At 60.7% G+C, this 11,715-nt stretch carries 7 protein-coding genes; 2 read left to right on the top strand and 5 right to left on the bottom strand.

Annotation, left to right across the window (positions count from 1 at the left end; all coding sequences use genetic code 11):
• Nucleotides 1–109 precede the first annotated feature (109 nt).
• Together V9L13_RS11995 and V9L13_RS11990 are read left to right on the top strand one after the other, a co-directional pair.
• Complete coding sequence (locus tag V9L13_RS11995) at nucleotides 110–1,000, top strand: ATP-binding protein (protein WP_003226753.1); 891 nt, start codon at nucleotides 110–112, stop codon at nucleotides 998–1,000.
• Complete coding sequence (locus V9L13_RS11990; RefSeq protein ID WP_338802608.1) at nucleotides 997–1,479, top strand: GAF domain-containing protein; 483 nt, start codon at nucleotides 997–999, stop codon at nucleotides 1,477–1,479. Before V9L13_RS11995 ends, V9L13_RS11990 begins: the two co-directional genes overlap by 4 nt.
• Here V9L13_RS11990 and V9L13_RS11985 read toward each other — a convergent pair whose 3' ends face one another.
• From V9L13_RS11985 to V9L13_RS11965, 5 genes are all read right to left on the bottom strand, one after another.
• Nucleotides 1,480–4,425, bottom strand: a complete 2,946-nt coding sequence (locus V9L13_RS11985) for an HD domain-containing phosphohydrolase (RefSeq protein ID WP_338802607.1) — start codon at nucleotides 4,423–4,425, stop codon at nucleotides 1,480–1,482.
• Nucleotides 4,426–4,473: 48 nt separating this feature from the next.
• On the bottom strand, nucleotides 4,474–8,118 hold the full coding sequence (locus tag V9L13_RS11980) for a transporter substrate-binding domain-containing protein (RefSeq protein WP_338802606.1): 3,645 nt from the start codon (nucleotides 8,116–8,118) through the stop codon (nucleotides 4,474–4,476).
• Between the two features lie 8 nt (nucleotides 8,119–8,126).
• Entirely contained in the window at nucleotides 8,127–8,753 is a 627-nt protein-coding gene (locus V9L13_RS11975) for a response regulator transcription factor (protein WP_003226744.1), read from the bottom strand.
• Between the two features lie 347 nt (nucleotides 8,754–9,100).
• On the bottom strand, nucleotides 9,101–10,429 hold the full coding sequence (locus V9L13_RS11970) for a deoxyguanosinetriphosphate triphosphohydrolase (RefSeq protein ID WP_003226741.1): 1,329 nt from the start codon (nucleotides 10,427–10,429) through the stop codon (nucleotides 9,101–9,103).
• Between the two features lie 76 nt (nucleotides 10,430–10,505).
• Nucleotides 10,506–11,669 carry an EAL domain-containing protein gene (locus V9L13_RS11965; protein ID WP_338802605.1) on the bottom strand — a complete coding sequence of 388 codons (1,164 nt, stop codon included), beginning with the start codon at nucleotides 11,667–11,669 and terminating at the stop codon, nucleotides 10,506–10,508.
• Between the last annotated feature and the right edge of the window lie 46 nt (nucleotides 11,670–11,715).

Genomic DNA, 11,715 nt, shown 5'->3' with positions numbered 1-11,715 from the left:
GATACCGAGGTTCCCGAATCGCCTTGTAACAAGGCCTGAGCGGGGGTTGTTGATCTGATTGTCGTCGCTGAAGCACCATCATTGCTTTGAACGTGCCCGAGGAGAAGACGTGGATTCCCGATTGAATGCTTTTCTTGAACGCGCCGAGTCGGTTCTGGCGCGGATCGAACCCTTGTTGCCGGCGCCGCGCCCGGTGATCGACTGGGAAACATGCCTCGCGGCGCGCTGGCAGCGTGACGGGCGCAGCGGGTATTTGCTGCCGCTGGAAGTCAGCCTCGACATGCGCCTGTCCGACCTGATCGGCGTTGACCGTCAGTTGGAGCAACTGGGGCGCAACACGCAACAGTTTCTCGACGGCATGCCGGCCAACCACGCGCTGCTCTGGGGCTCGCGCGGCACCGGTAAATCGTCGCTGGTGCGTGCGCTGCTGGCCGAACACGCGAGTGCGGGTCTGCGTTTGATCGAGATCGAGCGTGACCATCTGGCCGACCTGCCGCGCGTGGTCGAGCAGATCGCCAAACTGCCGCAGCGCTTCGTGCTGTTTTGCGATGATCTGTCGTTCGAATCCGGTGAAGGCGACTACCGAGTGCTGAAAAGCGTGCTCGACGGCTCGCTCGAGCAGGCACCGGACAACGTCTTGCTGTACGCCACATCCAACCGTCGCCATCTGGTGCCGGAAAAGGAAAGCGACAACGAAAACTGGAAACGCGTCGACGGCGAACTGCATCCGAGTGAGGCGGTGGAAGACAAGATCGCGCTCTCAGACCGTTTCGGCCTGTGGCTGTCGTTTTATCCGTTTACTCAGGAACACTTCCTCAATGTCGTCGAGCACTGGATCGGCCAGTTGGCCGCCAAGGCTGGCTTGAGCTGGCAGCGCGATGAAGAGCTGGACATCCTCGCCGTGCGCTGGGCAACCGGGCGCGGCAATCGCAACGGACGTTGCGCGTACCAATTCGCCCGTTACTGGGTGGGACTGAAATTGCTGGAGCACAAGGCATGATTGATTTGCAACAAAGCGGCCAGGGGCTCGAAGGCTATGGCCTGTTGGCCGCACAACTGGAATCGCTGCTGGCGGACGAGCGCGATTTCATCGCCAACGCCGCGCAGTTTTCGGCGTTTCTGTTCAACCAGCTCGATGATTTGAACTGGGCCGGTTTCTACCTCAATCGCAACGAAGAACTGGTGCTGGGTCCGTTCCAGGGCCAGATCGCCTGCGTGCGCATTCCGTTCGGGCGCGGTGTGTGTGGTGCGGCAGCGGCCAGTCGGCAGACCCAGCGCGTCGAAGACGTGCATGCATTCCCCGGCCATATCGCTTGCGACAGCGCCTCCAACAGCGAACTGGTGGTGCCGCTGGTGAAGGACGGTCGGTTGATTGGCGTACTCGATCTCGACAGCCCGAAACTCGCGCGTTTCGGCGCGGACGATCAGGCCGGTATCGAGCAACTGGCGACGATCTTCCTGCGTCTGACCGACTGCTGATCAGGCGCTCAGGCCAGCCTTGCGCAGCAGGCTGGCCGAGTCCACCGCATCGATCTGTCGCGGATCGAGAAACCGCGCGGCGTACTGCATGTACACCCCGTCGTTGATGAACAGCGCAAACAGCTCGGGGTCGATGTGCGCCTCGCGGGACATGGTGGCCATGATCCCCAGGGCTTCGCTCAAGGATTTGGCTTTCTTGTACGGCCGATCCGCCGCTGTCAGCGCCTCGAAAATATCGGCAATCGCCATCATCCTCGCCGGCAGGCTCATCTCGTCGCGCTTCAGGCGTTTGGGGTAGCCGCTGCCGTCCATTTTTTCGTGATGACCACCGGCAATTTCCGCAACGCTGCCCAGATGTCCGGGGAAGGGCAGGTGGCTGAGCATCAGGATCGTCTGCACCATGTGGTGATTGATGATGTAGCGCTCCTCACGGGTCAGCGTGCCCCGGGCAATGCTCAGGTTGTAGAGTTCGCCGCGATTGTATTTGTAGCGCGGCACATCCAGTTTGAACCCCCACGGGTTGTCTTCCGGAATCAGTTCGCTGTCGGCGCGCTTGATCAGGTGTTCGGGTTTGTCCGCCAGCAGTGCCTCGCTGACCGGCAGATTCGCAACCGGTGTTTGCGCCTGACGGCGGTTTTCCTCCCATGACACCCCCAGTCGATCATCGAGGGTGCGCGTCCAGCGCCGCTCGGCGATGCGCTCAAGACGCTGCAGATCGGCTGGCGCCATGGCCTCGCCGCCCAGATTGCAACGGGCAACAAAGGCAAAGTCGTCGTCCAGTTCAGCCAACGTGGCGTCACGCAGGGCGCTCAGTTGCGCCTCGTTGCCGCCCAGCGCCAGTGCCTGCCAGTAACTGATCCAGGCATCGCGCTTGAGCACCTCGAAACGCGTGCGGATTTCGTGGATGCGATCGTTGAGGGTTTCCAGTTTGGTGGCCTTGTCGACGACATATTCCGGCGTCGTGACCTTGCCGCAATCGTGCAGCCAGGCCGCGATGTGCAGGGCTTCCCATTCGTCTTCGCTCGGCTGATAGCTCTGGAACGCCGGCGCCTGACTGGCGGCCGCGGCCTGCGCGAGCATCAGGGTCAGTTCCGGCACGCGCTGGCAGTGGCCACCGGTGTACGGGCTCTTGGCGTCGATGGCGCCGGCCAGCAACTGGATGAACGCATCGAGCAACTGCTTCTGCTTCGCTTGCAGGCGCTGGCTTTCGATACTCACCGCCGCCGCGCCGGAGACTGCTTGCAGGAAGGCGATGCGGTCCGGGCGCAGTTTTTCCAGGTCCTGAGCGCTGCCGCTGTCGTTGATCAGCAGAAGCAGCAGGCCGATGGTTTCGTTGTGGCGGTTGCGCAGGCGGATACCGATCAGGTGGATGCGCGGCGACTGCATGGCCAACAAGACTTTCTGCAAGTCCCCGGCCTGTTCAAAGCCAAGGCTGCTGACCACGTTGTCAGCGGTGATCAGTTGCTGGAACCACGTCGGCCCTTGATCGGCCAGAAGATCCCGGCCCAGCACAGCGAACTCGCCGGGTTCCTGCGAAACGCCATCAATTACCAGTCCGTAAGGCTCCATTCGGTTGCCATCGTTTTCGCGCAGATAGATCAACCCCGCTTGCGCTTGGGCGATCTGCACCGTTTCGAACAGCACCCGTTGCAGCAACGGGGCAAAGCGGGTTTCGGCGCACAGGCTGTCGGTGATGCGGAAGAAACTGGCGAGTGTTTCCTTCATGCGGGCCATCGACAGGCTCAACTGATCAACCTCCAGAACCGGCGAGCGACGGGTAACCGGAAAGTTGAAATCGAAGCTGCGAATCGCATCGGCTTCCTTGACCAGCGCATGCAACGGCTTGACCAGAATCCGCGAGGTCAGCCAACCCAGCGGCAGGCACAGCAGCAAGGTCGCGAGGGTGATCAGTGCCCCTTGCCAGCGCATGCGGTAGGCGTCGGCCAGCAACTCGTCCTCCGGCACCAACAGGGCCATCTGCAGACCTCTCGGGCCGCCCTCTTGCAGATTGCTGCGGGCGACGATCCAGCGGCGTCCATCGACGTCGAGCCGTTTGCCCGGATGCGTGGTGGACAGCAACGCGTGCAGATTCGGGCTCAGGTCGGCAGCCTTGGCCAGGCGTGCGCTGCTGTCGTCGACAATCAGCCGGCGGCTGTCCGGATAGGCCACGGCATTGCCATCGGCATCGAACAACACGATTTCGGTAGACGGGGTGACCACGTGTTTGAGCAAGGTGGCCGAGAGTGCTTCCAGGGTCAGGTCGGCACCGATCACACTGGTTGCGCCGCTGCGTCGGGCCAGGGTGGTGCCGACGTTGTGCGTGGAGAAAAACACATAGGGTTCGGTGGTGATCTGATCACCCTGTTGCAGGGCGTTGGTGTACCAGTTGCGGGTGCGCGGATCGTAGCGGTCGTCGGGATTGTCCTGGCGCCCGACAGGCATCAGCGCCTGGTCGAAGAACAGTGACTGCGACGACGCGATGCCGCTGGCGTCGTGCTCGATGCTCCAGACCTGATAGGCCGCGTCCGGCGGCGCCTTGAGCAGGGTTTTCAGAGTGCTGGTGCGCAACGGCCGGACCATGAAGAAGTCGCCGTTGCCGTAGCCCAGATACAGCGAAGCGAGATCGGTGTTGTCCTTGAGTGATTGACTGAACGGCTTGAGTAGCGCCAGACGCTGTTGCAGGTTCGAGGCCCCGGCCGCCTGGTTGTCGGCCAGCAGGCTCAGCAGATGACGGATCGGTTCGTAGGTTGAATGCAGGTCCAGGCGCACGTCCTGTTCGATGCGATTGAACAGGTTTTCGCTGCTCGACAGGATGATCCGGGTGGTCTGGCGATAATTGAACAGTCCCAGCACCACGCCGGTCAGCAACAGCAGAAACGTGAACATGACGCTGATGTGCACGTGCAACGGGAACCGGCGTTGATCCGGGCGCAGTGGGCTGGGCATTGCTGACTCTCCATTGAAGTAAACACACTGCTCAGCGTCCAAGCATAGTTAAGGCTCGGTCATTGTGCTTTCTGCGAACGGTTCCAATTGTTGCTGCAGCGCCTGCTCCAGTTCGACCATGGCCGCGTCGGTGGCCTCGATGCAGCGCACGATGGCCGCCACAGACGTGGTCTGCAGGCAGGCCTGTTCCAGGGCATCGCAGCGTACGATCAGACGCGAAGCCTGAGCAATTCGGGCGGCGCCCTTGATCTTGTGCGCCACCGCCGCCAATGCCTCGCGATCATTGTGCGGCGCCACGGCCAGCAGCTCCTCGCGGTCGAGGCGGCTGCTCTTGAGCAATTGCGTGAGCAGACGTTGGGCCTGAAGCGGATTGCCGCCCGTCAATTGATTCAAACCCTCGAGATTGAACGCAGGTTCAGGGGTTGCCGGTTGCAGGCCGTTGACCCATTGGCTCAGCGCATTGAGGCTCAGGGGTTTGAACAGGCAGTCATTCATGCCGGCCTGTTTGCAGCGCTGCACTTCCTCGGGTTGCGCATTGGCTGTGAAGCCCAGCACGGTACAAGGAGCACGCCCGGTGCTTTGTTCGTGCTGGCGGATGGCCTCGGTCAGTTCGTAGCCGTTCATCACTGGCATATTGCAGTCGGCGATGACCAGATCGAATGCACCGCGCTGCCACTTCTCGAATCCGCTTCGCCCCTCTTCGGCAAGGCTGAAACGGTGCCCTAGGAACTCCAGTTGCTGGCACATCAGCAGACGATTGGCGGGATGGTCGTCGACCACGAGGATGTTCAGCGGCGTACCCGCGGCGTGGATCGGTGGCGCGGTTTTCGTCGCGGCGACCTTGCACGGCAGCGTTTGCAGTGGCAGCGACAGGCAGACCTGAGTGCCGATCCCGGGCTGACTGCTCAATTGCAGCTGACCGCCCATCATTTCACAGAGGTTGCGACTGATCACCAACCCCAGACCCGCGCCGCTGCGCGCGGGCTGTTGGCCACTGTCAGCCTGGGCGAACGGTTTGAACAGGCGCTGTTGATCTTCGATGCTGATGCCGACCCCGGTGTCCTGGATCGTCAATTGAATCAGCGAACACTGTCCCGCGCCATCGGGCACCACGTCCAGATTGACCCGGACCTGCCCGGACTCGGTGAATTTGATGGCGTTGCTGATCAGGTTCGACAGGATCTGCTTGAAGCGCAACGGATCGAGCTGCACGTCGACATTGAGGCCCGGGGGAGTGAGGGTCAGGGGCAGGGTGAGGTTTTTCTGCCGGGCCAGACCGTCGAAGATTCTCACCACCGAAGTAACGGTTTCCACCAGATTGACCCGCTCGGGACTCAGGCTCAGGTGCCCGGACTCGATCCGTGCGATATCAAGGATGTCGCCGATCAGGCCCAACAGGTCCTTGGCCGAGCAATAGGCGGTTTCGATGGACGAGCGATCCGGAGCCTGATCGGTCATGCGTTCGAGCGTCAATTCGAGCATGCCGATGATGGCATTCATCGGCGTACGGATTTCGTGGCTCATGGTGGCCAGAAAGGTGCTTTTAGCTCGGTTGGCGTTGTCCGCCTGTTCCTTGGCCGTACGCAGTTCATCGAACAGTTGCCGGCGCTCACTGATGTCGATCCAGCCACCGATGATCCCTTGTACATCGCCGCTGGAATCGCGGTACGGCAGGATCCAGTGGTAGATCGTCAGACGCCGGCCACCGATGTGCAGCGGCCGGTCGAGCAGCAACGGCGTCCCTTCGGCCACAACCCGCTGGTAATCCGCCTCGAAGGCCTGGGCTTCGAAGGCATTGCTCAGGGTGCCTTGCATGACGCTTTTGCCGATCACGTCTTCGCGTTTGGCGTTGAAGGCTTCGAGGTAACTGTCGTTGCAGCTTTGCAGCAGCCCCCGGCGGTCGCGCACATAGATCGGGTGAGGCGTGCCGTTGACCAGTGAGCGCATGAATTCGAACTGATCGTTGAGTGCCCGCTCGGCGGCCTGGCGTTGTTTGATCTGGCGCCGCATGTAGGCATTCCACAGCAGTGTCAGCAACAGCAGCAGGCAGGCTGCGCCGATCAGTTGGTAAAACAGGCGCTGGTAGTGATGCCAGTTGCTTTGCGCCGCATTGGAAAAACCGCGCCAGCGGCTATTGATCACCCCCAGTTCTTCGGGGCTGATGCTCAGTAGCGCCTTGTCGAGGATCGACCCCAGTTCGCTGTTGTCGCGGGCCGTGGCCAGCGAAAAGGCTGCCTGACGGGTGCCGAGGGTGGTGGTGATCTGCAACTGATGCTCGAAGATCCGCGACGAAATCAGATAGTTGGCAATCACCAGCGAAGCGACGGCGCCATCGGCCTTGCCTTCGGCGAGCAAGGTCGCGGCGCCAAAGGTGTCGGAGGTTTCGGTCAGGTGGATATTGGGGAACTCGCGTCGCAGGTAATCGGCCATGGGACTGCCTTGGGCAATCGCCAGGTATTTGTCCTTGAGCTGCGTCGGATGGGTCGGGCTGTCGGTGGCTTTGCGGGTCAGCAGGACGAACGAGTTTTCCAGGTAGGGACGGCTGAATTGCAGGGTCTTTTCCCGTTGCGGGCTGGGTAGCAACGCCGCGATCAGATCGGCTCGGTGCTGATTGATCTGCTCGACCATGTCGCCGTCGCTGCGGCTGCGTACCAGTTCGAAGCGCATGCCGGTGCGCAGGCGCAGCAGTTCGAGCAGGTCTGCGGTGATGCCACGCAGATTGCCGTCGCTGTCGAAGAACGTCAGCGGCGCGAACGCCTCGTTGACAACGACGCGCAGCACCGGATGCTGTTTGAGCCACTGCTCTTCATGGTGGGTCAATTGCAGCTTCTGGTCGGTCAGCAGGATGTCGCTGCCAGCGCTCCAGCGCTTGGCGATGCGGTCGCGTTCACTGGCCGGTATGGCCTGGAGCGCGGTGTTGATGATCGCGAGCAGTTGCGGATTGTCGGTGTGCACGGCGAAGCTGAAACCGTGGGCTTCCTGTTTGCCGAAATTGGCCATGCGAATGTTGTTCAGATAGCCCTTGTTGATCATGTAGTGGGTGGAGATGGTATCGCCCAGAAACACGTCGGCCTGATCGAAAGCCACCGCATTGATTGCGTTTTGATAGGAAGGGTAGGACGTCAGGATGGCTTTGGGGTAAAGCGCCTTGACTTCCTCCTGCGGCAGATAGTGATAGACCATGCTCAGGCGCAGACCGGCCAGGCCCTCGGTGAGCGTAAGGGTCTCGTCTTCACGGGTGACCAGTACCGGCTGATCAATGGCATAGGGGATTGAAAGCAGAATGTCTGGATTACTGGCCTCGAAACCGTTGGCCGTACCGAGCATATCGACCTGTCCGGCTATCAGTGCACGCAAGGCGGCTTCCCGTGAGGCAAAGCGCTTGACCCGGATTGGTAAACCGACAGCCTGTGCGAGGAGGCCGGCGTAGTCGGCGGTAAAACCTTCGTAATCGCGGCCGCTGGCGGTCATGTCGAACGGCGGATAATCCGGTGCGGAGGTGCCCAGTCTCAGTTCGCTGCGAGTCTGTAACCATTGCCGTTGCGCGGGCTGCAGAGAAATGGACAGCGCTTCGTGGCTCGAACGGCTGCGCAGCACATAATCTTGCGCTGTGACGAGGTCGGCATAGGCCTGATGAGTCAGGCACAGGCTCGCACACAATATGACGAGATAGATCTTCAAACGACTGGGCATTCAGGCTCTCACACTAGCGCGTTGCGTTTGGCCATCTCGATAAGTTCCACCAGGGATCTGGCTTTCAGTTTCTGCATCAAGCGTTTTTTGTAAGTGCTGACGGTTTTGTTACTGAGAAACATGCCTTTGGCAATTTCCTTGTTGGTACGCCCCTGTGCAAATAACTGCAGGACCATGAGTTCGCGGTCATTCACGGCTTTGAATAATTCCAGTTCGGCGTAACGTACATCGTCACTGCGTACCGGATTCAATGCCTGACTTGGGAAATAGTTGTAACCGGAAAGTACCGCTTTTATGGCGCTGACCAGTTCACTCAAGTCTTCTTCCTTGCACACATAACCGGACGCGCCGGACTGCATGCAGCGAATACCGAACAGTGTCGGGCATTGCGCCGTCAGTACCAGGGTCTTGAGCGGAGTGCCCATGGCGTTGAAACGGGCGAGGACTTCCAGACCGTCGAGCTTGGGGATGCTGATATCGAGGATGATCAGGTCGGGCATGCATTCGCGAACCATCTGCATGGCATCGACCCCATTATCGGTTTCGCCGACGACCCTATAACCTTCATGCTCGAGCAGCATTCGAACGGCAAGTCGGATGACGGGGTGATCATCGACAATAAAAACGGAGTTCATAATCAAATCCCATACGTGCGCGAATAAAGCGCGCACCTTAGCTCAGATAAATGAGCGGCCGCATGAACTCACATGGCTCTAGCAGCAATATAGGATAAGTCCTACACACTAAAGGGAAATTGACTACGACCAAACTCAATGTCGCGTAAGGAGGTGTTTAGAGTATTTGTTTATCTGAATGTTTTAAGTTGCTTGTAGAGTGTTGAAGAAACAGCGTTTGTCTCTGTTGTTTTGAAGTTAAACGGATTACGTTTGGTCTGCGCGGTCATCGAATACCGCAGAGCCGCTTTAATGGATCAGGCACTCAACCGGGCAGTCGCGCTGACCCGGTTGAGGAAGATGCTCCGTCAGTGGCTGGAGCGCCCGGTCATTTCCAGCGCCATGTCGCTGGCGTAGCTGTCGGTCATCCCGGCGATAAAGTCGATCATGCGCAGGAACGAGGTGTGCAGCGGCCCGTGGGGGTCGGGTGCATTGTTGCCCAGCAGATCAAGGATGCGTCGGCTCTTGAACGACGGCGTGCGTCCACCATGTTGTTCGAGTGCCGCACCGCAGAACGCGTTGAGGAGGATTTCCAGCGTGGTGTAGGCGCCGATTTCATGCAGCGTCTTGCGCTTGTCCTGGAAGATTTTCTTGCGGGCGATGTCCTTGGCGTTGAGCACGCAGCGTTTGGCCGGGCCGTGCATGTGTTCCACCAGGTCGCCGTGCAGCGTGCCGGCCAGCAGCGCGTCCTGTTGCTCGACGAACGCTCGGGCGGCAGCATTGGTCAGGTGCTCGATGGCCTTGCCGCGCAGGATCGCCAGTTTGCGTCGGCGCGAATCCTGCGGGCCGAGCTGGCGATAGGTTTCCGGCAGGTCGTCACCCACAAGGCCGAGCAGCAGCGATTCGACTTCCGCGTATTCCAGCAGCTCCATTTCCAGGCCGTCTTCGAGGTCGATCAACGCATAGCAGATGTCGTCGGCCGCCTCCATCAGGTACACCAACGGGTGCCGCGCCCAGCGCTGGTCTTCCAGTTGCGGCAGGCCGAGTTTGTGGGCGATCTGCTCGAGCAGCGGCAATTCACTCTGGTAGCAGCCGAACTTGTGTTTCTTGTAGCCCAGCGAGTCGGCGTGACGGGCCGTCCACGGATACTTCAGATAGGTGCCGAGGGTGGCGTAGGTGAGTCGGGTGCCACCGTCGAACTGGTGATACTCAAGTTGAGTCAGCACGCGAAAGCCTTGCGCGTTGCCTTCGAAATTGAGGAAGTCACCGCGCTCGGCTTCGCTCATGCCGTCGAGCCAGCCGCGCCCGGCTGCCTGCTGGAACCAGTGGCGAATCGCGTCTTCCCCGGAATGACCGAACGGTGGATTGCCGATGTCATGCGCCAGGCAGGCCGATTGCACGACCATGCCCAGGTCGCTTGGGTCGCACCAGTCGGGCAGGGCGCTGCGCAAGGTTTCACCGACGCGCATGCCCAGCGAACGGCCGACGCAGCTGACTTCCAGCGAGTGGGTTAGACGGGTGTGGATGTGGTCGTTACTCGATACCGGGTGCACCTGGGTCTTGCGTCCCAGGCGGCGGAAAGCGCCGGAGAAAATGATGCGGTCGTGGTCTTTGTGGAACGGGCTGCGGCCCAGCTCTTGCGGGCTGTGCAGCGGTTTTCCAAGGCGTTCGCGGTTAAGCAGGGTCTGCCAATCCAAGGCTGGTTCTCTCCGTCGGTGACTGGAATGATCAATGCCCTAGCTTCCCGGTTCGGCCACGCCCCTGCAAGCGGAACTACAAGCCGGCTGCATCAATGTCGATCAGCAGCAGGCGTTCGCCGTTATCGAAGAACTGCCCGGCGGTCAGGCAATACTGGTTGCTGGTGGCATCGCGGTAGGTGCTGGACAGGGTCAGGCGCCGCTCCTCCCAGCCTTCGGCGAGCAGATGATAGAAGTACGGACGCCATGACCAGTTGTGCCCCAGGTAGCGGTTGTCGGCGACCCAACGGTTATGCCGCCATTCAAGGTTGGGCGTGAGTTGGGTGCCATGCCGGTCGCATTGATAGAACCGCAGCAACCACGGAAAGGCCTCCAATTGTGGCAGCGCACTGAGCGGTGCGTGGGCCTGAGCCCAGGCTTGCAGGATCGACATCAGTTCGCCGAGCTGCTGGCGCATCTGCATCAAGCGCCCGCGTTCGGCCAGCTTCTGCCGCACGTACCGCTGACGCAGTTCGGCGAAGCGCTGCACGAAGGCATCGGTCGGATAGAAGGCTTCCTGCGCCCGGGCGAACAGGAAACCCTGAACGTAACGTGATCCGCATTCCAGGGCGAAATTCAGCTGCGCTTCGGTCTCCACGCCTTCGGCAATGATCCAGCAGCCGGTTTTCTCAGCCATTTGCGCCAGGGCCTTGACCACCTCGCTGCTCGGCCCGCCCAGCGCCGCCGCCTGGAACAGGCGCATGTCGAGTTTGAGAATGTCCGGCTGCAACGCCAGCACCCGATCGAGCTGCGAGTAACCGGCACCGAAATCATCAATGGCAATCCGCGCGCCGGCCTCACGATAACGGCCGACCACGTCGGTCAGACGCTGACTGTTGCCGCCCAGTTCAGTGATCTCGAACACGATGCGTTGCGGATCGACGCCGTGTCGCAGCATTTGCTTGAGACTGGGCAGGGGCTGATCCGCGCGCAGGCGACTGATCCAGCGCGGCGACATGTTCAGGCTCAGAAACCATTCGGCAGGGGCTTCATGCAGTCGGCTCAGGGCGTGGTCACGGATCTGGCGGTCGAGGCGCCGCAGGGCCATGGCAGGTGTGCGCGGGTCGGCGAACAAGGGCCCGACCGAGGCCAATTGGCCGTCAGGCTGGCGCAGTCGACCGAGGGCTTCGACGCCTGCAATTCGTCCGGTAGCGGTATCGATGAAAGGTTGAAAGCAGGCGAGCGGTTGCCCGTCGATCACGGGGCCTCCTTAGTTGTTCTTGTTCGGGGTAAACCCTGCCGGCCGG

It is taken from the genome of Pseudomonas sp. RSB 5.4, from assembly GCF_037126175.1.
Lineage (GTDB): Bacteria > Pseudomonadota > Gammaproteobacteria > Pseudomonadales > Pseudomonadaceae > Aquipseudomonas > Aquipseudomonas fluorescens_H.
Note: the sequence above shows the minus strand (reverse complement) of the source record. Positions and strands in the feature narration are given on the sequence as shown.